Origin of the sequence: Synechococcus sp. B60.1 (assembly GCF_047462555.1) — a bacterium.
In the GTDB taxonomy this organism is placed as follows: domain Bacteria; phylum Cyanobacteriota; class Cyanobacteriia; order Thermostichales; family Thermostichaceae; genus Thermostichus.
In genome coordinates this window covers 1-20,614 of the sequence record NZ_JANSJN010000047.1, presented here as the reverse complement: position 1 = coordinate 20,614, position 20,614 = coordinate 1, and the positions used below count along the sequence as shown (strand labels likewise).

Sequence of the window (20,614 nt, the reverse complement as noted above, 5' to 3'; positions counted from 1 at the left end):
GTTTCCAATTTCTAGGGATCCCCCCGAAGGGGGAACTCTATCCCTATTAAACCCAGGCGGGGCAAGGAATGCAAGACCCATTTGCGAGGGGGTCGGTCGAAGACGGCAAAAAAGAACTTGGAAGAGGGGGGGCAAGAGGCCTGAAAGCCTTGTGGGGCAAGGCATCGAGCGGGTCAACGAAGGAATCGGCCTTTGCGGGATTTGGCGAGGCGCTCGCGGAGCTGCTGCTACCGTTTTTGTGCTCTCTTAGAAACATTGCTGGGGTCGGGATCCCTGGATAGGGGCAAGGGGTTTGGATCCCTGCCGGCGTAATGGTTTAATGGAGGTTTAGCAACATTTTTTAAGCAACAGTTGCCCTCTATGGCCGAGACCTTCCTTTACAATGCCTTGCGTGCCGCCCTCGACGAAGAGATGGCTCGGGATCCCAACGTGTTTGTCCTCGGAGAGGATGTGGGCCACTACGGCGGCTCCTACAAAGTCACCAAAGACCTGTATCGCAAGTACGGGGAGATGCGCCTCCTGGACACCCCCATTTGCGAAAACAGCTTCACCGGCTTGGCCATCGGGGCAGCGATGACCGGCTTGCGGCCGGTGGTGGAAGGGATGAACATGGGCTTTTTGCTCCTGGCCTTCAACCAAATTGCCAACAATGCCGGCATGCTGCGCTACACGTCTGGCGGCAATTTCAAGATCCCGCTGGTGATCCGCGGGCCAGGCGGGGTAGGACGCCAGTTGGGAGCCGAGCACTCGCAGCGGCTGGAGGCCTACTTTCAAGCGGTGCCCGGCCTGAAGATCGTAGCCTGCTCCACTCCGTACAATGCCAAGGGTCTGCTCAAGTCGGCCATCCGCGACGACAACCCCGTTCTCTTTTTCGAGCATGTGCTCCTCTACAACCTCAAAGAAGACCTGCCGGAGGAGGAGTACCTGTTGCCCCTAGACAAGGCGGAAGTTGTCCGCACGGGCTCTGACGTTACCATCCTCACCTACTCGCGCATGCGCCACCACGTGCTCAAAGCTGTGGACACCCTAGTGCAGCAGGAGATCGACCCTGAGGTTATTGACTTGATCTCCCTCAAGCCTCTCGATATGGAGACCATTGCCGCCTCGGTGCGCAAAACCCACCGGGTGGTCATTGTCGAAGAAGACATGAAAACGGGCGGCATTGGGGCAGAGCTGACGGCCCGCATCATGGAAGAACTGTTTGACGAGCTGGACGCGCCCGTAGTGCGTTTGGCTTCCCAAGACATTCCCACCCCCTACAACGGCACGCTGGAAGCGGCCACCATCGTGCAGCCAGCAGATATTGTGGCGGCGGTGGAGCGGCTCCTCTACGGATAAACGCCAGATGACTCTATAACAAACACCGTTGAACTTCGGCGAGAACCGGGGGGAACACTCAATCAGGACTCAGGGAGGCTGGGTTCTTCTTCAGGGCAACGAGGGCAGCATGGCCAATTACGACTGGATCGTCATCGGCGGTGGGATCACCGGAGCAGCCTTGAGCTACGAGCTGGCCCGTCAAGGAGGATCCGTTCTTCTCCTTGAAAAGGAGGCGCTGCCGCCCAGTGCCACGCGCTACAGCTACGGTGGCCTGGCCCATTGGGCGGGGAAAACCCCCCTGCTCAAAGCCCTGGGGGAAGAAGGGATCCACCGTTACCGCACCCTCTCAGAGGAGCTGGAGGCAGACATTCACTTTCGCGAGCTGGATCTGCTCCTGCCGATTGCTCCTGGCTACTCTGTGGAAAATGTGGAGGCGGATCTGGCTGACTGTCGCATCCCACCCCAGCGCATTTCCGTGGAGACGGCCTGTGAGCTGGAGCCCCTCTTGAATCCGTTGGCCCTGGAGGGCGTGCTCTGGGCGCGACATGGCCACATTCACCCCTGGCTGACGACGCTGGCTTTTCAGAAGGCTTTTCAACGCCTGGGGGGATCCCTACTTTTGCAAACCGTAACCGGCTTGCGGCGGCAGGGGCAGCAGATCACGGGGGTGGAGACCCCTACAGGCTGCTATGGGGCAGCCCAGGTGGTGGTGTGCGCCGGCGGCTGGACACGGGCTCTGTTGCGCCAGGCCGGGATCTGGGCCCCTATCTACTTCACCCACGCCGAATCCCTTGAGCTGGAGCCTGCAGAGGTGCGGTTGAGAACCATCGTCATGAGCGCGCCCGTGCAGCGCCTGGAGCTAGAGCGGCAAGCCGGCCACCCCGACCGGGATCCCCTCTGGGACAAGCCGGGGCAGGAGATCTGCCCGCCGATTTTGGATGTCGGGATCCTGCAATTTCTAGACGGCAGCCTTCGCCTGGGCCAGATCAGTCGGGCGCTGACGGATCCCCAGGCCGAGGTGGATGCCGCCGCTAGCGAAGCGCAAATCCGCTCCCAAGCAGAGCGCTACTTGCCGGCAGTAGCTCACTTGCCCGGGCGCTGGCGCCACTGCTTAGTGGCCTTTAGCAGCGATCACCACCCTCTGGTGGGATCCCTGCCCGGCTGGGAAGGGCTGCAACTCTTTTCCGGCTTCAGCAACCCCTTGGCCATTGTGCCGGCCTTGGCCCGCCGCTTTGCCCAGCAGGCCTACGGACAGGCCGATGAGTGGCTTCCCAGTCTCTCACCAGCGCGCTTTGCTGGGTCCTCAGCCGCTGCTCCTCTCCCTCAGGGATAGGGGCAAAAAGAATCCTCCCTCCTTGCTCAAGACCCCTCCTCAGCCGGCGGTGTCTCCAGCAGGTCTTCCAGGCTCAGTTGGACTTGGCGCTGCAAGGCCCGAATGGCTTGATATTCCTGTTGAATACTGGCCTGGTACTGGGCAGCAAGGGCGGTGTTGCCCTCGGAAAAGGCTTGATCCCAAAGCTGGGTCCAGTAGCGGTAGCGCTTTTGGCGAATCTCCAGCTCCATGTTGGCCAAGGCGGCGCGCACCACCAGCTGGGGGCGCATCAGGGCAATACGGGTTGTTTCATCCAGCCAGAGCAGGTGGCTAAGGCGCTCGTTGAGCTCATCGTCTTGGGCGCAGAGGGTGCGCAAAGCCGTCAGCAGAGCCTCTCCCTGCTCTTCCAGCTCCGGTTGCGCCGCCAGTAGCTCCAAGATCCGCTGCCACAACTCCCGGTGGGGACGGAAGCTAAATTGCAGCTCGCGCTCCAGCAAGGTGTGGCGGATCTCGCGGCGGTACTCGGCAAAATGCAGGAAGATCTGCAGAAGGTGGGACTCTGCTTGCAACAGTTTGGATCCCTTGTTGGCAGAAAGTTGCTGGGGTTGAGCCCAGCGGTGCTGGCGTACGGCACGGCGCAGATCCTCTTCCAGGTCGCGGCTAAGGCGGGCGTTGCCGCGGCTAAGCAATTCCGCCACCTTGTGAATGTACAGAGAGCGCCACTGTCCGCCCAAGCCAGCCAACAAGTGCACCAGCGCCTGATAGGCCTGCTGGAAATCGGCAGCTTGGCTGAGATCTCGACCGGCCAGCACCTGCTCAATCCGCCAATCCAGCCATAGGGGAGCCTGAGCCAGCAGGGCCTCCAATTGGGAAGCGGGGTGCTGCCGCAGGAACTCGTCGGCATCTTTCCCAGCGGGGAGGGTGAGGATGCGCAGCTCAATTTCCCCCCGCCGCGCTTGCTCTTCAATGGCTGCGATAGCCCGGTTGGCGGCGTTGAACCCGGCGGGGTCGGCATCGAAGTTGAGAATGAGCCGCTTAGACTGCGTATAGCGCAGCAAGGCCTTGACCTGCTGCGGCGTCAGGGCCGTGCCCATGGCGGCTACGGCATAGGCAATCCCGGCTTGGTGTAGGGCGATGACATCGAAGTAGCCCTCCACTACCAAGACCTGGTCGGCCTTGGCAATGGCCTCGCGGGCAAAGTTGAGGCCATAGACCACCTGGCTCTTGTTAAAGAGCTCCGTTTCCGGGGAGTTGAGGTATTTGGGCTGCTCCTCCCCCAGCGCTCTACCGGCAAAGCCAATCACCCGCCCCTGGGGATCAAAAATGGGCAGCATGATGCGGTTGCGAAAGCGGTCGTAGTGGCCAGATCCCTGCTGGCGCGGCACCAGCAAGCCAGCTTCTTCCAGGAGCTTGACCGGCTGACCCTTCTGGTTAACCAGGTATTCGTAGAGCGACTGCCACCCAGGGGGAGCAAAGCCGATTTGAAACTTTTGCCAAGTCTCTTCGCTCAGGCGCCGGCTGTGCAAATACTCGCGGGCTGCAGCTCCCACCTGGGAGCGGAGAGCATGCCGATAGAAATCGGCAGCCAGGGCCAAAATCTCCAGCAGCTTTTCCCGGTGGGAGAGTTGGCGCTCGTAGTCCTGGGACAGGGATCCCTTTGGCTCCGGCAGGGGCAGGTGGTAGCGCTGGGCCAGGCGGCGCACGGCGTCGGCAAAGGAAAGGTGCTCGGTCTGGCTGATAAAGCGAATCACATCTCCCCCGGCACCGCAGGCGAAGCACTTGTAGATCTGCTTGCTGGGGCTGACCTGAAAGCTGGGCTTGTGGTCGTTGTGGAAAGGGCAGAGGCCGACAAAGTTTTTCCCCTGCTTGCGCAGCACCACCTTTTCCGCCACCACCTCGACGATGTCGGCTTTCTGGCGCACCAACTGGATGAAGTCTGGCGGCAGACTGCTCATAACCCTGGGGATCCTACACCCCATGGTACCTGCAGGGGACTTGACAGGCTGTCTTTTGACCTGACCTGACCTGCCGGAGATAATGGTCTGGCTTCAAAAGCTGGATTTTTCCATGAACGGTCTTTTGCAGATTGTTGAGAGGAAAATGCGGATTGTCAAACTTTTCTTGCTGCTTTTGCTGGTCGGTGCTGCTGTCTTTTGGGGCCCACAAGTGGCTTCTGCGGAACCGGATTTGGCCTTGGGAGCTAAGGTCTTTCAAGCCAAGTGTGTGGGCTGTCACTTGAACGGGCGCAACAGTTTGGTGGCGGCGAAAAACCTCTCTCTGGCGGCTCTTCATGAGTACCACGTGGATACCCCTGAGCTAATCCAGGCCCAGGTGCGCAACGGCAAAGGGGCCATGCCCGCTTTTGGCAAGCTTCTCAAGCCAGAAGAAATCGAAGCCGTGGCCGCCTACGTTCTAGACCGGGCTGAGCACAACTGGAGCAAAGGCTAATGGCCCAGGAGAGGACTCAAGATCTGACCCTGGCACCTCAGATGCCGCAGGAGCAGAGCTGTGGAGCACAGGGATCCCGCCGCAAAATCTTGTCGGTTGGGGTGGGGGCTCATGGTTTGGTGGCGGTGGGCATTTCTGCCCATGGGGTGGTGGCCATCGGCGTGGTGACCCACGGCATTCTCTCCATCGGCCTGGTGGCCATGGGCGCCCTCTCCTTTGGGCTGGTGTCGATGGGCTTGGCCAGTGCCGGCCTGGTGTCCATGGGCCTTTCCAGTTGGGGTCAGCACAGCATGAGCGTGACCGAATCCCACGGATCCCATCCCCATCCTTAGCTTTTGTTGGCCGGATCCTGCCCGGTTCTCTTTCCACCTGGCGTTGTTAAGGAGTATTTACAATGTTCAGTTGGCACAGTTACCTCGCCTTGGCCAAGAAATCTCTGCTGGCCCTGGGAATGAGCGTTGTGCCCCTTTCTTCTGCTTGGGCCCATGTGACCGTCCATCCCAAAGAGGCCCCGGCGGGCAGCGTTGCCAAGCTCACCTTCCGCGTGCCCCATGGCTGCGATGGCTCCCCGACCATTCGCCTGCGGGTGCAGATCCCGGAAGGGGCCACCTCGGTAAAGCCGATGGTGCACCCCCTCTGGAAAATTGAGACGGTGAAAAAGCCGCTGGATAAGCCCTACGAGTCCCACGGGAAGATGATCACCGAAACAGTGGCCGAGGTGATCTGGAGCGGCGGATCCCTGCCGGATGAGTTCATGGATGAGTTCAGCCTCAGCCTCAGGCTGCCGGATCGCCCCGGCGAGACTATCCCCATCCCGGTCATCCAGGAGTGTGAACAAGGCATGTACCGCTGGATCCAGGTGGCGCAGCCGGGGGAGGATCCCAAAAACCTGCCAGAGCCGGCGCCGCTGCTGAAGCTGACGGACAAAGGAGAGACCCACGGCCACGGACAGGGACACAGCCACGGTCATGGCGCTCGCTAGCCGGGTTGCCGCTGGAATCATGTCTTTTTTGCAAAAAGGGATCCTCTTCTGGATTCGGGTTGGTCTCCTGGGCACCCTGCTGTGGGTGGGCGGGATCCAGCCCGTTTTTGCCCATGCCAGCTTGCTCTCCACCTTTCCCGAAGATGGAGCAATCCTGCAGGAAGGGCCGGCGCAGGTGCGGCTGGTCTTCAATGAACCTGTGCAGCTCACGCAGCTCCAGGTTTTGGACGGCAACGGCCAGGTGCTGCCCCTGGAAAACTTGGTCGGCACGGGCAACGCACCGCAGGGGGATTTACCGGCGGAGATCCCGGAGGGGGTTTACATCGTCAGTTGGCGGGCCATCTCTGCCGATTCCCATCCGGTGAGTGGTTCGTTTGCCTTTCAGGTGGGGACGGCGGATCCGGGGCTGTTGCAGGCGGCGAGGGCAGCCCAAGCGGGGGATCCCTTCTATTGGCCGCTGGTGGGAGTGCGCTGGGGGATCTACCTGGGCAGCCTGTTTGTGGTGGGCGTGCTGGGCTGGTGGCGGCTGGTGCGGGGGCGGTCGGGCCCTGCAGATCAAATAGAGCTCTCTGCCGAGGCCTGGGCTTTTGCGGCTGCCTGGCTCACCCTCAGCCTGACGCTGGTGGCTTTGAGTTTGCACCTGGCCCAGCTCTACCCCCACTTTGCCGGGTCGGAGCTGCTGAGCGTGCTGGCCTCTCCCTATGGTTGGGGCACGGGGCTGCGGCTGGTGGGGCTGGGGATCCTGATCTGGGCCTGCGAGGGCGGCCCTGGCTGGGCCAACGGATTGGGGTCGATGGCGGTGATTGGCTCGTTTTTGCCCATCGGCCATGCCCTCACCAGCGAGTATCCAGCAGGGACGATGGCCCTCTTGGGGCTGCATCTAGCCGGCTCGGCTTTTTGGTTGGGGGGGTTGTGGGGGCTGGAGCGCCTGCTAAGCCATTCGCGCCAGCGGGACGGAGTCCTTGAGTTGACTCCCCCCGCAGTAGGCCTCATCCAGCGGTTTTCCGACGTGGCCACCTGGGCCGTGCCGGGGCTGGTGCTGGCAGGGGTGGGAATGGGCGGGATCCACCGCGGCTGGGACTGGGATCATCCCTACGGGCAGTACCTCTGGGCCAAGCTGCTGCTGGTGCTGATGATCCTAGGGTTGGCCGCCCACAACAAGCTGCGGCTGCTGCCGGCGCTGCGGGCAGGGGGCTGGGCGGCGGCTCGATCCCTGCAGGGGATTGTCCGCCTGGAGTTGGTGGGGCTAGTTCTGGTGCTGGCCTTAACCAGCTTTCTAGTGGCCCAAGCCCCTCCTGGGCAAGGAGCAGAACTCCCCCGGGAGCCAGCCTGCCAAGCGACATTGGGCTGGCCAGAAGGCAGCCTCCGCCTGCAGATCCGACCCTGTCGCCCCGGCAACAACAAGGTGCAAGTGGAAGTCAAAGGGATCCCGGCCCAGGAGCTGAGCTTGGACTTTGACCTGCCCGCGCGTGGGATCCCGCCTTTGCGGCGCCAGGCCCTGCCGAAAGAACCTGGCCGGTTTGAGGTGGAAGATGTCCTCTTGCCCTTAGCGGGAGAATGGCAGATCCGGGTAAGGCTGCTAGTGAGCGACTTCGAGGAGCGACGGGAGCAAGTTAGGCTTAGGGTGGGGGATCGCTAGGAGCTGCCTAGGGAGTGAGCCTCTTCTTCCCCAAGGCGACCTTGGTACCCCTGCAACTGGAGGGCAGCTTGGAAGTCCTGACAGGCTCCTTGCCAGTCACCAAGGGCAGCGCGGGCTAGGGCGCGATTGCAGTGGGCTTTGATATGGCTGGGGTCCAGTTGGAGAACCTGCGTGTAGTCGCGGATAGCTGCCGCAAAGTCTCCCTGCTGGGCATAGGCCCAGCCGCGGTTGTTCAAGGCCCAGAGGCGCGTTTGGGGATCCAGCTCCAGTTGCAGGAGCTGGGTGTAGTCGGCCAGCGCGCTCTCGATCTCCCCCGCCTGATCCCAAAGGAGGGCCCGCCAGAAGAGGGCGTGGCGCTCCTGCGAATTCAAGAGCAGGGCCTGGGTGTAGTCGGCAATGGCCTGCTGTAGCCGGTTGGCCTGCCGGTGGAGATCCCCCCGCTGCCGGTAGGCGAGGGCCGCATCCGCCAGGCCCCAGTCGCAGTTGCAGCTCAAAGCTTGGTCAAGGTCAGCCAATGCTGCCTCCTTGTTGCCCAAAGTCAGATGTACCGCTGCCCGCAGGGCAAATCCCTGAGACGCCTGCGGCTGCGCTTGGATCAGGGCTGTGAAATCCGCCAGTGCTCCCTGCCAGTCCCCCAGCCGTTGCCGCGCCAGGCCTCGGTATAGATGGATACGAGCCAGCAGATCCAGCCCACGCTGGCTCCCCGGCTGGCCTGCCCACTGCAGCGCCTGGGAGAACTCCTCACAGGCTGCCAGCCACTCTTCTTGCTCAAAATGGATCTGGCCGCGGTCAAAGTAGAGCTGCGGGTTATGGGGATCCCGCTCTAGGGCAGCTGTGTAGTCCTGCAGCGCCGCCAAGGGATCCCCCAAAAGCCGGTGAACCTGGCCGCGGCTGCTGTAGGCCCTGGCATCGCTGGGATCCAAAGCAATGGCCTGGCTCAAGTCGGCCAGAGCCGCTTCCAGATGGCCCAGATCCCGATGGGCAATCCCGCGGTTAAGGTAGGCCTTGGCCAACTGGGGATCCAGATCCAAGGCGCGGTTGAAGTCGGCTAAAGCGCCTGCCGGATCCCCCAACTTCTGACGAGCCAGCCCCCGGTAGCAATAGGCCTGGGCTAGTGCAGGGTTAAGGCGGAGCGCCTGTTCACAGTCCGCCAGCGCTGCCTCCAGGGCGTTGTTGCTCAGGTAGGCCATAGCCCGCTGCAGATAGAGCTCCGCCTGCACTGCCACCTCTGCTTCAGAGCTTCCAGCAGCCTGTAGCGCAATGGCCTGAGAGAAATCCTCAATGGCCCCCTGGACATCCCCCACCGCTTGCCGGGCCAGGCCGCGGCGGTAGTAGGCCTTACTGTGACCGGGATCCAACTGTAGCGCCTGGGTGTAGTCCTCTATCGCTCCCTGGAAGTCCAGCAACTGCGCCCGCGCCACTCCCCGGTTAAAGTAGGCTTCGCCATCCTGCGGATCCCGCTTGAGGACTTCGGAGAAATCTGCCGCTGCCCCCTGGGCATCCCCGAGATAGCCGCGCACCACGCCGCGGTTAAAATAAGCCCGCACCTCCTCAGGGTTGAGCTCAAGGGCGCGGGAATAATCCTCAATCGCTTGCTGCGGCTGCTCAAGCTGCCGGTAGGCGTTGCCGCGGTTGTAGTAGGCCACTGCCCAGTGGGGATTGAGGCGGAGGGCGTGGGTATAATCGGCAACTGCCCCTTCATAGTCCCCTAGCCGGTAGCGGGCCAGGCCACGGTTGAAATAGGTGCGGGCCTCTCCCCCCGCCAGTTGAATGACGCGGGTGAAATCTTCAACTGCTCCTGCCCAGTCGCCAGTTTTGTAGCGGGCGCTGCCCCGCTGGCTGTAGGCGCGGCTATTCTGGGGATCCAGTTGAATGGCCAGGGTGTAGTCGGCAATCGCCCCTTGGAGATCCCCTTGGCGGGCTTTCTCTTGGCCACGGACCAAGAGGCGCGCTGCCAAAACCTGGTCTACCGAAAGATCAGAAGCCACAGCTTCGTTGGAAACAGGCAGCAGGGGCCGCAGCGCCTCTAGCACCTCAGCCGCCGACTGAAAGCGCTCTTGCCAGCGGGGACAGATCATGCGATCCAAAATTACCGCTAGCGCCTCGCTAACTGGGGCCAGATCCCGCCAAAGAAGCTGGCCAGTGCGGGGATCGTCTGGGATCTTGGTGGGGGGGCGCCCAGTCAGCGCCTGAATGGCCAGCACTCCGACTGAGTAGATGTCGCTACAGGGCTGCGGCTTGCCGGCAAGCTGTTCCGGGGCTATGTAGCCCACCGAGCCGATGACTGTTGCCAGCTGGGTTTGGCCAGGAGCCGGGCTGACCAACCGGCCCACCTCCTTCACCGCCCCAAAGTCAATTAACACCAACTTGCCGTCGGAATCGCGGCGCATCAGGTTGGCTGGCTTGATGTCGCGATGCACGATTTGACGGGCGTGGACATAGCGGAGGATCTCCAGGATCTCCCCCAGCAGTTTGACGACCTCCGCCTCGCTCAGGGGCTGGCCGGCCACCAGCTCTTGGCCGAGATCGTGGCCGGCAATGAACTCCTCGACTAAGTAGAACTCCTGATCCTGCTCGAAGTGGGCCAAGAGGCGGGGCACCCGGTCGTAGTGGTTGAGTTGGTTGAGAACTTTGGCTTCCCGTTCAAACAGCTTGCGAGCCGTGGCCAGGGTATAGGGATCCGTGGAGAGGGGGCGCAGGCGCTTAACTACGCAGGGGGTGCTGAAGGTATCTCGATCTACGGCCTTGTAGGTAACCCCAAACCCCCCCTGCCCCAGAAGGCCCAGGATTTCGTAGCGCCCCCGCAGAATGGTTCCCGGCTTAACCTTGTCGTCCATGATCCAGCTCGCCCCGCTGTGATCTTGGTCACGGCAAGCTGGCTCGATTCTGCCACAGGCTGCTCGCCTGCAGCGAGCTTGCCCCTAGTCCTGCACGTACTCTTCACCGGAGATCAAGGCTGCTTCTGCCTTCTGGAACTCCCGTCCTAGGTAGGCAGCGTGGCTAAGCTGGGAGACGACCTTTTCGCTTTCTTTTTCAAAGATCTGGACACACAACTCCTTGGCCGTCCGCCCGACGTACACCCGCTGTGGGGAGCGATTGACTGGCCCCCGCGCTGGGATCACCGCCCCCGTCTCCGGGTCGGTGGCCAGTCCCCGCTCGTTGATCACGGTGCTGTAATACTTGGCGCAAATGAGCTGCTGCTGCCGATCAACGTAGATAACAAAGTAGCCTGCCGGATCGAGCTCCAGGGGTCGGCGGGAAAGCTGGTCATCAATGCAGCGCACCTGCTCCCGCAAAGACTCAGAGGAAAAAGACGACATGGTAAAGTTGCCAAGAAGCTCACAAAACGGGTGCCAACGTAGCCAAGACTACCTTACATTATCCCCATTGTGGCTGAGAAATGGGCTCCCTGGAGAGTTCGATTGCTGCAGAAAAAGCCCCCTTGTTGGCCAGGGTTTTGGTTAAGCAATTGGCGGCGGCTTAAAGCAAGTTCAGTGGAAAGGCGGATGCTTGCCAGTGGGAGCTGAGATTACGCTAGAGGCAGCGAGCTAGGGATAGTCTCTGCCAAGATGCAATCGGCCCAAGCTGAGAGGCTAGTGGGGGTTGGAATCCCTGAGATAACACCTTCTGGAGAGCAGGAGCCGGCGGGCCATCTCCTCATCGTGGACGATCAGCCCCACAGTCGCCTGTTGCTGGGGGATCTGTTGGAGAGCATTGGCTATCGCGTCAGCGAGGCGGAAAACGGCCAGCAAGCCCTGCAGATGCTGCCAACCTTGCAGCCGGATCTGATCTTGTTGGATGTGATGATGCCGGGATTGGATGGGTTCGAGGTCTGTCGGCGCATCAAGGCCGATGAGGAGACCCGCTTAATCCCGGTGGTGTTGATTACAGCGGCCGGCGGCCGCAAAAACCGCGTGCGTGGCATCGAGGTCGGAGCCGATGACTTCCTGAGCAAGCCCTTTGATGAGGCGGAATTGCTGGCGCGGGTGCGGTTCCTCGTTTACCAAAAGCACCTCAATGAAGACCTGGATCATGCTGCCCAGGTTTTATTTGCCATTGCCCGCAGCGTAGAAAGCCGGGATCCCACCACCGGGGATCACTGTGAGCGTCTGGCACAACTGGCCAAGGCCTTCGGTGAGTTTCTCCAGCTACCCCGTCCCTTGATCAAGGCGCTGACCTGGGGAGCCTATCTGCACGACATCGGCAAAGTGGGCATACCCGACGCCATTTTGAGCAAAACGGGCAAACACACGCCGGAAGAGTGGGAGGTGATGAAATCCCACGTCTTGATCGGGGAGGAGATCTGCCGCCCGCTGCGCACCATGAAGGATGTGCTGCCCCTCATCCGCCACCACCACGAGCGCTGGGACGGCAGCGGCTATCCCGATGGCCTCAAGGGAGAAGAGATCCCACTGGTGGCCCGCATCTTCCAGATTGCCGATATCTACGACGCCCTTACCTCGGAGCGACCCTACAAGCGAGCCTTCACTGTCCAAGAAGCCATGGACATCCTGCGGGAAGAAACGGCCAAGGGCTGGCGGGATCCCTACTTGGTGGAGCGTTTCTTTGAATTTCTGAGGTCACGACTGCCCCAGTTGGAGTAGGCTGGGGTAGGTAGGCCCTTCAAGACAAGATCCTTTGGTCAGCAGGGATCCTCTACGGCGCTGTGTAGGTTGTCGCCAGTTGTTTCCCCGCTCCCAACTGTGGCGGCTGGTTAGGCAATACGATACTCACCAGGTGCTTCTGGACAAGGGCATGGGCCGTTCTGCCTACCTGTGTCGCCGGCTAGAATGTCTGCGGGCAGCGCGGCGGAAGCAGCAGCTCAGCAGAGCTCTCAAGGCAGCAGTGCCCGACTCGCTGTGGCAACTGCTGGAGCAGCAACTGCTGTGCGATGCTAAGGCCCAGAGCCCCCAGGAAACCTTAGCTCCGGGGGCAAGCGCTTTAGACAAAACCTAGGCAGCTCCAGAATTGGCCAAGTAAGATATTGAAACACCTTTTCAGGCTCATCCAGTCGCGAACTACACGGTAGCCCCTCTCAACTGTCAGAATAGGGGTTGGTTGAGTTAGCCGCGGCCGGCCTGTATGAGCCGCAAAAAGGTTATTCTAAAAGCGCTGTTGATGTTGGTTCCTTCCCCGGTTGTCTTACACTTTATGTCCCCTGCGGATGCTTTCAAAGCAGCTTCGGACTTGGATTCCCTCCAGTCTCCACCCTTGGAAGGATTGACGAGACATTCTCGATGTACCGGAGGAAGCACCTACACACCCAACAGGTTTACTCCTACCCACTAATTATCTGGATTGTAAAACTGACAAGGAGAAAGGAGCAGAGGCTAACAGACGAATGACCGATAAAGTCAGACTTTACGACATTGCCCGCGAACTGGGACGTGACAATCGCGAGGTGCTAGAGGCTTGTGAGCAGTTGGGGATCCCTTTCAAAAGCCATAGCAGCACCATTTCTCCAGAGCAAGCCGAGTTGGTGCGCAGCAAACTGGGTGAACCTCGCGTTGTGAAACCGACTCGTCCCCGGCTCCGGCCCAAGCTGCAGCCTGAGAGCTCTCAACCGCAGTCTCCCGTCGAAGCCAAAGCAAGTGAGCGCTCTCAGCACATTGTCGGCATTCGCCGGCCTGCTCCTGCTCAGCAGCAAGCTGCTGCTGGTGAGGCCAGTTCTTCCAAGCCTTCGCTGCAGCGACCCGACCAGGTCTCCTCCGAAAAAGGGTCCACCGGTGGCAGCCTAGAATTGATAGGCCCGCCGCGGCGACAAGTCGATCCGCCTGTGCGCCCGGCTGCCCAGGAGCCGCAGCCGGCAGCTCCTCCGACTCGCCCTGAGGCTGCTGCCAAAGCCGGCAGCTCCGAACCCAGCCCCGCTCCGGCGGCCAAGCGACCGACGGTGCTCCCTCCCCCTCGACGAGCCGCCTCTGGGCCCGAGCCACCGCAACGGGCCTCTGAATCCGGTCGCCACGACCTTTCGGAGGCGCCCTCCCCCAGCGGCGCTCCTACCTCTCGTCCTGCCGAGGAAAAGGTTTCTCCCCCTCAAGCTGGGCAGCGCCCGCGTCCGCAATTGGTGGGGGCGCCTGTTCGCCCTGGCACTCGTCCCGAGCCACGCCCGCCAGTGGTCAAGAAGGAAGAGAGCTCCGGCAGCGGCAAAGCTGAGGAGGCTCCTCGTCCGCAGCGGCGGCTGGAATTGGTAGGGCCTCCTACCCGTCCTGTGGCTAAGCCTGTTCCCCCTGAGCCAGCTGCTTCCCCTCGCTTACCAGAAGGGATCCCTGAGGAACGCCCCACCCCGGTGTTGGCTGAAGCTCCCGTGCGGCCTGCTGCGCCCAAAATCAAGCGCAAGACGGTAGAAGAAGAGGACGAGGAACTGCAAGCCCTCGAACGACGGGCCAGCCGCACTCAGGCCAAGCGCAAACGCAGCCGCAGAAGAGAGGAAGGAGACGGAGACGTTCTGGATTTGGATCCCTTGACCGTCATCTCCGCTGTCAAGCAGGCGGAGCTGAACGCTCTCAAACCCTTGGCGCGCCCCACCGCCAAGCCCCCCTCCTATCGTCCGCCCGCGGCAGCGGCTGCTCCCGCCGCTCGCCCTCGCCCGGCTGCTAACCGCCCCCAGCGGCCATCGGCCTCTGCCGAAGCTAGCGCTCCTGAGGCGGCAGCAGAATCCTTGCCAGAAGAGAAGGTATTGCTCCTGGAGGGCAGCCTCACCGTGCAGGAATTGGCCCGCCGCCTGCGGGTGGCCGAAACCGAGATCATCAAAACCCTCTTCTTCAAAGGAGTGAGGGTGACCATCAACCAGGTTTTGGACGAGTCGCTGGCTGAGTCGGTAGCCAAAGAGTTGGGCTACGAAGTGCGTCGGCCCGAGGCAGAGCCCAAAGCTAAGAAAACCGAGATGCTCGATCTGGAGGACATCGAGCATCTGGTGCCCCGTCCGCCAGTGGTGACCATCATGGGCCACGTGGATCACGGCAAAACCACCCTGCTCGATGCCATCCGCCACACCAATGTGGCCCAGGGCGAGGCGGGCGGGATCACCCAGCGCATCGGCGCCTACCACGTGGACGTGGACTTTGAAGGCCAGAAGCGACGCATTGTTTTCCTGGATACTCCCGGCCACCAGGCTTTTACCGCCATGCGCGCCCGCGGTGCCCGCGTCACCGACATTGCCGTTTTGGTGGTGGCTGCCGATGACGGGGTGCAGCCGCAGACGCTGGAGGCCCTCAGCCACGCTCGGGCGGCCCAGGTGCCGATCATCGTGGCCATCAACAAGATCGACAAGCCCGGCAGCCAGCCGGAGCGCATCAAGCAGCAGTTGGCGGAGCACGGGTTGTTGCCGGAGGAGTGGGGTGGCGACACGCCCATGGTAGAGGTCAGCGCCCTTACCCGCCGCAACCTAGACGCGCTGCTGGAGATGATCCTGTTGGTGGCGGATGTGGCCGAGCTGCAGGCCAACCCCAACCGGCCCGCCCGCGGCACCGTGATCGAAGCCCACCTGGACAAGGCCCGCGGCCCGGTGGCGACTCTGCTGGTGCAGAACGGTACCCTGCGGGTGGGCGATACCCTGGTGGCCGGCGCTGTGCTGGGCCGAGTCAAAGCCATGATGGACGACCGCGGCCAGCGGCTGCAGGAAGCCGGGCCCTCTTCAGCGGTGCAACTGTTGGGCCTGGAGGAGGTGCCGGCGGCGGGGGATGAGTTCCAGGTGTACACCGACGAGAAAGAAGCCCGGCGGATTGCTGAGGAGCGGGCGGAAGCGCTGCGGCAAGCCCGTCTGCAACAGGCGCTGCTGTCGCGGCGGGTGAGTTTGGGCAGCATCTCTGCCAAGGCTCAGGAAGGCCAGCTCAAGGAGCTGAACCTCATTATCAAGACGGATGTCCAGGGATCCGCCGAGGCCATCCAGACGGCTTTGCAGGAGCTGCCCCAAGAGGAAGTGCGGTTGCGGGTGCTGCTGGCGGCCCCTGGGGAGATTACAGAGACTGACGTGGATTTGGCGGCAGCTAGCGACGCCATTATCCTCGGTTTCAACACCACCTTCGCCCCCGGCGCGCGGCAGGCTGCCGACGACAAGGGGGTGGATGTGCGCGAATACGACATCATCTACAACCTGCTGGACGACTTGCGGGCAGCGATGGAGGGCCTGCTGGAGCCGGAGGAGGTGGAAGAGCCCTTGGGCCAGGCGGAAGTGCGTATGGTGATCCCCATCAGCCGCGGTGCGGTTGCCGGCAGCTACGTGCTCTCCGGCAAGGTGCAGCGCAATGCTCTGGTGCGGGTTCGCCGCAAAGGGGAGGTGGTTTACGAAGGACGCCTCGACTCCCTCAAGCGCTTCAAGGACGACGTGCGGGAGGTGGCCGCCGGTTTCGAGTGCGGGATCGGCATCGAGAAGTTCCACGCTTGGCAAGAGGGGGACATCATCGAGGTCTACCAGATGGTCACCAAGCGACGGACACTGGCTCCTGCCTAGTCCCAGCCGGTGGTAGAGTTTCAGGGATCCCAGCCCCAAGGGATCCCTGGGGAGAGTTTCCCCCCAAAGCAATGGAGAAAATCTTAAGTGGCCAGAGGGAGGAAATGGATGCAACAGAGCCAGAGACTGAGCCAGATGTTGTTTGTGACGCTGCGGGAGGATCCCGCCGAAGCAGAACTGCCCAGCCACAAGTTGCTGCTGCGGGGCTGCTTTATCCGGCGGCTCTCCCCGGGGATCTACACCTATTTGCCGCTCCTCTGGCGGGTGCTGCAGAAGATCTCGGACATTGTCCGGGAAGAGATGAACGCCATTGGCGCTCAGGAGTGTCTGCTGCCCCAGTTGCAGCCGGCGGAGATCTGGCGGGAATCGGGCCGCTGGGACGTGTACACCCAAGCCGAAGGGATCATGTTTGCCCTCAAAGATCGGCAGGGACGCGAGCAGGCCCTGGGCCCCACCCATGAAGAGGTGATCACCCTGCTGGCGCGGGATCTGATCCGCTCCTATCGCCAGTTGCCGCAGACCCTCTATCAAATCCAGACCAAGTTCCGCGACGAGATCCGGCCCCGCTTTGGCCTGATGCGTGGGCGGGAATTCATCATGAAAGACGCCTACTCCTTCCACGCCAACGAAGAGAGCCTGCGCCAGACCTACCAGGACATGTACCGGGCCTACAGCCGCATCCTGCGCCGCTGCGGGCTGGAGTTTCGCGTGGTGGATGCCGACGCCGGAGCCATTGGCGGGCCATCCGCGGCTTCTCAGGAGTTTATGGTGTTGGCCTCTGCCGGCGAAGACGAGATCCTCTACACCCCCGATGGCTCTTATGCCGCCAATGTGGAGAAGGCCGTCTCCCTTCCGCCACCGGCAGCAGACTCCCCCTACACCACCTTCCAGGTTCTGGACACGCCGGGAACCGAAACCATCGAGAAGCTGGCCGATTTCTTGAAGATCTCCCCCACTCTGATTGTCAAAAACGTCCTCTACCAAGCCCTTTACGACAACGGCCTGCGGGTGGTGGTGCTGCTGAGCATTCGCGGCGATCAAGAGGTGAATGAGGTAAAACTGGCCAACCACCTCAGCCGTCTGGCGGAGCGTTACCAGGCCCACAAATTGCTCACCCTCACCCTGGCGGACGCGGAGATCCAGAAAAGCTGGCAAGGGGATCCGATCCCGGTGGGCTACATCGCCCCCGACCTACCGGATAGCTGCCTGGGCCGGCAGAAACACTTTGCCCCTCAGATCTTGCGCCTAGTTGACCAGACGGCAGCCCTGCTGAAAAACTTTGTAACCGGCAGCAACCAGGTGGGGCGGCACGTGGTGGGGGCCAACTGGGGCGAGCAGTACCCTCTGCCGGAGGTGGTGGACGTGCGCAAAGCCCAGGCGGGGGATCGCTGTCTGCTCAACCCCGACCAGATTCTGGAAACCGCCCGTGGCATCGAGATTGGGCACATCTTCCAGTTGGGCCTCAAGTTTTCGCTGCCGATGCGGGCCACCTTTACCGACGAGCAGGGCGTCGAGCAGCCGCTGTGGATGGGCTGCTACGGCATTGGGGTATCGCGCCTGGCCCAGGCGGCGGTGGAACAATCCCACGATGCCCATGGGATCATCTGGCCGGTGGCCATTGCCCCCTATCACGTGGTGGTGGTGGTGCCTAACGTCTCCGACCCGGAGCAGATGCAGGTGGCGGAAAAGTTGGTGCAGGAACTGGCTGCTGCCGGCATCGAGACCCTCTGGGACGACCGGGACGAGCGGGCCGGCGTCAAGTTCAAAGATGCGGATCTCATCGGGATCCCTTACCGCCTTACCACCGGGCGCAGTCTTAAGCAGGGCAAGGTGGAATTGGCCGAGCGGGCCACCGGCCAAGCGGTAGAAATTCCCATTGAGGAAGTGGTGGCTACCCTGAAAGAGCGGATTGCTGCTGCCCTAGCCGTGCCAGATTGAGTAGGGCTTTTGTCGTCACCAATGCTGAAAGGCAGCCTCGATTATCTATTGCGCGGCAAGAACATCCTGCTGGTGGTGGAAGCCAAAAAGGACGATCTGACGCGGGCTTTTGTCCAAATGGCGGTGGAGATGATCGCCCTGGCCCAGGTGGAGCCGCAAACGCAGATCTACGGCGCCGTCACCATCGGATCTACCTGGCAATTCGGACAGATCCTTGGGGATCCACAGACAATCCGACAAGACTTGACCTTGTACCGAGTACCGGAAGATCTGGAGAGCGTTGCCGGTATCCTCACGGCCATGGTAGGGGATCCCAGCCAACCATGAAACCCAAAACCCTCTGGTTTGCCCTGCAATTGATGGTGGCCGCTGCGGTTATCAGCGCGGCGATCAAATGCGGTGGCCCCTATCTGGCCTTGCCGGAGACCCTGCCGGTGATCCTCGCCATGATCGTCTCGCCCACCTTGGTCATGGCCGGGATCCTGTGGCGCTGGCAACAGCGGTCTTCGCTTTCCCCAACCCGCGTCCAAGAGGCCCTGCCAACTGCAAACTCTGAGAACCCAAAAGTCTCTCAGCCGCCTTCCGATTGACCCTCACCCCCAGCCCCTCTCCCTCTGGGAGAGGGGAGCTTGGCCGCCACTGCCAGACCGGCAGGCCGACAACCTCAGTCCAACCAAGTGGACAGCCTACTGCTGGGTGAGGCGCAAGGTCACCGTCGGGCTGGTTTGGTTGCCAGAGGTGGCCGTGAGATTGATCTGATACACGGTGCCGGAGGCCGGAATGGGCGGCCGCACCGTAACGGTGAAGCGGCCTTGGGCATCGGCTTGCACGGTTTGGTTGGTCACCGTCTGTTGGGCGCTGATGATGCCCCCCAGCGAGGTCGAAGCCGTTACATTCACCCGCACGGAAGCATTGGGAGCCGTGGTGCCTTGCAGCGTAAAGGAAGAGCCGGCAACCCGATCCCCATCGCGCAAGTTGGTGATCTGGGGCAGCAGGCTGGAGGGGCTGATCGTCGCGGAAACCTCTTGGGTGGTGAGCCGCTGGACGCCCCCAGTAGCCCCCTCGATCAGGCGGGCCGGCTGCTCTGCAGTCATAAAGCGCACCTGGCCGTTGTTTTCTAAGCGAGCGATGACGATCCCCTCACGGGTAGTATCCTTCGGCTCAATCAAGGCATTGACCACATAGGTGCCGCTGGAAACTTCCTGAGCTGGCAGAGTTTGCACCTGCCGTCCGTCCTGGACAAGGTAAACGGTTACTCGGCTGGAGGGAGTGCCCTTGACAGTTACCAGCAGGATCTCGCCCGCGGCCAAGGGGCGATTGCCGGCGTTGTGATCCACCAGGTCGATAGAGGCGCGGACGGGGCTACCCACGGTGAAGCTCCAGGTAACACGGCGGGTCACCCCCTGGGTGTTGGTGAACTCCAGCAGGACTTCCCGCCGTCCCGGCGGCAAGGGCTGGGCAGGACGGTAGGTGAAGAAATCCCGGGTAATCACCGACTCAGCAGTAACATCTTTGCCGTCCAGAAAAACCCGCACCGTCTCCGGGCGCACGCTGACCCCATCTTGGCTACGAAAAGAAGCCGAGATCGGCGAGGTGGGCTCCACATTAGTGGCCGCTTGAGCCGGGTTGGGATCCGTAATTTGCTGAGCCCTTGCCGGCGGGCCCGACAACCCCACAACAGCAGCGCCGATCAGCAAGGCACGGGGAAACCAAGAATACAAGTTATCGCTCATGAGACCATCCAAAATAAGGTTAAGCTGGCCTATAGGTGAGTAGCCCAGAGGCGGAGCAAAGTCAACCTAGACCTCCTGTTTGCATCCTGTCACAGGGGTCGATTGCTGTCGATACGCCTACACCTCCGCCTGGCTCTTCCCTAGACCCAACCCCAGTGTCAGATTTAGGTAAGGTTAACTGCCATCTAACGCCTAGGGCAAGGATGAGAAAGCAGCCGCGAAAGCCCAGAGGCTACATTTTGCCCGTTCAAGCTGGCATCAATTCACGAAAATAGCGCCTGTCTCTTGTAAATCGAGACAATGGTCGCCGGAGACATCGTTGACCAGGCGCACTTCTACGGTGATGACATTCAAGGGATCCACGCTCACCCGGTAGCCCACCGGAGCCAACATTGGCGTGTTGATGGCCATGCAATTGGGGATGGGTAGATTGCCTATGCGCAGCGTTTCTCCCGGCGGAAGTTCCGAGATGTCCTGGCGCGGATCGGTAAAGCCGTATTCCAGAGGCAGGCCGGTACGATTGCGGATCACCAGCTCGGCAGGCAGGTTGGGGTTGAAGCGAGCCACCGGGCGATCGAAAACCGATTGATCCACACCCACCGGCAGGCGCGGCAGCGGCACCGTCTGAAAGGCAGGCTGAGCGACAGCACGGTGTCCACCCACCCAGGCTGACAAAGCGGCCATGATCAAGCCGATTCTTTTGCTTCGTTTCGCGTACCTCATGCTTCTGCCTCAGAACGCCCCTTGGACAAAATTGGGATGTCCTTCCTCGCCTGCTTGTATTGTTCCCAAA

At 61.6% G+C, this 20,614-nt stretch carries 17 protein-coding genes; 12 read left to right on the top strand and 5 right to left on the bottom strand.

Features of this window, described 5'->3' with window-relative positions:
- Nucleotides 1-360: 360 nt before the first annotated feature.
- Nucleotides 361-1,338, top strand: coding sequence for an alpha-ketoacid dehydrogenase subunit beta (locus tag NW863_RS06960; protein ID WP_414365502.1), 978 nt, complete (start codon nucleotides 361-363; stop codon nucleotides 1,336-1,338).
- 109 nt (nucleotides 1,339-1,447) lie between these two features.
- A complete protein-coding gene (locus tag NW863_RS06955; RefSeq protein ID WP_414365500.1) occupies nucleotides 1,448-2,653 on the top strand; it encodes an NAD(P)/FAD-dependent oxidoreductase in 1,206 nt (401 codons plus the stop codon).
- 26 nt (nucleotides 2,654-2,679) lie between these two features.
- On the opposite strand, the gene dnaG is transcribed toward NW863_RS06955, so the two are convergent.
- Nucleotides 2,680-4,587, bottom strand: coding sequence for a DNA primase (gene dnaG, locus NW863_RS06950; protein ID WP_414365498.1), 1,908 nt, complete (start codon nucleotides 4,585-4,587; stop codon nucleotides 2,680-2,682).
- A gap of 211 nt (nucleotides 4,588-4,798) precedes the next feature.
- On the opposite strand from dnaG, the gene NW863_RS06945 reads away from it, so the two are divergent.
- From NW863_RS06945 to NW863_RS06930, 4 genes are all read left to right on the top strand, one after another.
- Nucleotides 4,799-5,080 (top strand): c-type cytochrome, encoded by a 282-nt coding sequence (locus NW863_RS06945; protein WP_414365496.1) that lies wholly within the window; start codon nucleotides 4,799-4,801, stop codon nucleotides 5,078-5,080.
- Nucleotides 5,080-5,412: a hypothetical protein gene (locus NW863_RS06940; RefSeq protein ID WP_414365495.1), complete on the top strand. Its 333-nt coding sequence runs from the start codon at nucleotides 5,080-5,082 to the stop codon at nucleotides 5,410-5,412. The genes NW863_RS06945 and NW863_RS06940 overlap by 1 nt, the downstream gene beginning before the upstream one ends.
- Nucleotides 5,413-5,474: 62 nt before the next feature.
- Entirely contained in the window at nucleotides 5,475-6,062 is a 588-nt protein-coding gene (locus NW863_RS06935; protein ID WP_414349076.1) for a YcnI family protein, read from the top strand.
- Nucleotides 6,063-6,081: 19 nt separating this feature from the next.
- Nucleotides 6,082-7,701 (top strand): copper resistance CopC/CopD family protein, encoded by a 1,620-nt coding sequence (locus tag NW863_RS06930; RefSeq protein ID WP_414365493.1) that lies wholly within the window; start codon nucleotides 6,082-6,084, stop codon nucleotides 7,699-7,701.
- On the opposite strand, the gene NW863_RS06925 is transcribed toward NW863_RS06930, so the two are convergent.
- Nucleotides 7,698-10,538 (bottom strand): tetratricopeptide repeat protein, encoded by a 2,841-nt coding sequence (locus NW863_RS06925; protein ID WP_414365491.1) that lies wholly within the window; start codon nucleotides 10,536-10,538, stop codon nucleotides 7,698-7,700. The genes NW863_RS06930 and NW863_RS06925 overlap by 4 nt on opposite strands.
- An 84-nt stretch (nucleotides 10,539-10,622) precedes the next feature.
- Nucleotides 10,623-11,021, bottom strand: coding sequence for a DUF4346 domain-containing protein (locus tag NW863_RS06920; RefSeq protein WP_414365489.1), 399 nt, complete (start codon nucleotides 11,019-11,021; stop codon nucleotides 10,623-10,625).
- Between the two features lie 249 nt (nucleotides 11,022-11,270).
- On the opposite strand from NW863_RS06920, the gene NW863_RS06915 reads away from it, so the two are divergent.
- From NW863_RS06915 to NW863_RS06890, 6 genes are all read left to right on the top strand, one after another.
- Nucleotides 11,271-12,305, top strand: coding sequence for an HD domain-containing phosphohydrolase (locus NW863_RS06915; RefSeq protein WP_414365488.1), 1,035 nt, complete (start codon nucleotides 11,271-11,273; stop codon nucleotides 12,303-12,305).
- Between the two features lie 34 nt (nucleotides 12,306-12,339).
- Complete coding sequence (locus NW863_RS06910) at nucleotides 12,340-12,657, top strand: YlxR family protein (protein WP_414365486.1); 318 nt, start codon at nucleotides 12,340-12,342, stop codon at nucleotides 12,655-12,657.
- A gap of 385 nt (nucleotides 12,658-13,042) precedes the next feature.
- Nucleotides 13,043-16,150, top strand: a complete 3,108-nt coding sequence (gene infB, locus NW863_RS06905; RefSeq protein WP_414365485.1) for a translation initiation factor IF-2 — start codon at nucleotides 13,043-13,045, stop codon at nucleotides 16,148-16,150.
- A gap of 108 nt (nucleotides 16,151-16,258) precedes the next feature.
- Entirely contained in the window at nucleotides 16,259-18,088 is a 1,830-nt protein-coding gene (locus tag NW863_RS06900; protein WP_414333119.1) for a proline--tRNA ligase, read from the top strand.
- Nucleotides 18,089-18,097: 9 nt separating this feature from the next.
- The gene (locus NW863_RS06895) at nucleotides 18,098-18,415 is read left to right on the top strand and encodes a hypothetical protein (protein WP_414365483.1); all 318 of its coding nucleotides are present in this window, start codon (nucleotides 18,098-18,100) and stop codon (nucleotides 18,413-18,415) included.
- On the top strand, nucleotides 18,412-18,678 hold the full coding sequence (locus tag NW863_RS06890) for a hypothetical protein (RefSeq protein ID WP_414365481.1): 267 nt from the start codon (nucleotides 18,412-18,414) through the stop codon (nucleotides 18,676-18,678). The genes NW863_RS06895 and NW863_RS06890 overlap by 4 nt, the downstream gene beginning before the upstream one ends.
- Nucleotides 18,679-18,774: 96 nt before the next feature.
- Here the strand turns inward: NW863_RS06890 and NW863_RS06885 are convergent, their stop codons facing one another.
- Nucleotides 18,775-19,821 carry a hypothetical protein gene (locus tag NW863_RS06885; RefSeq protein WP_414365480.1) on the bottom strand — a complete coding sequence of 349 codons (1,047 nt, stop codon included), beginning with the start codon at nucleotides 19,819-19,821 and terminating at the stop codon, nucleotides 18,775-18,777.
- A gap of 258 nt (nucleotides 19,822-20,079) precedes the next feature.
- Nucleotides 20,080-20,505 (bottom strand): hypothetical protein, encoded by a 426-nt coding sequence (locus NW863_RS06880; protein WP_414365478.1) that lies wholly within the window; start codon nucleotides 20,503-20,505, stop codon nucleotides 20,080-20,082.
- Between the last annotated feature and the right edge of the window lie 109 nt (nucleotides 20,506-20,614).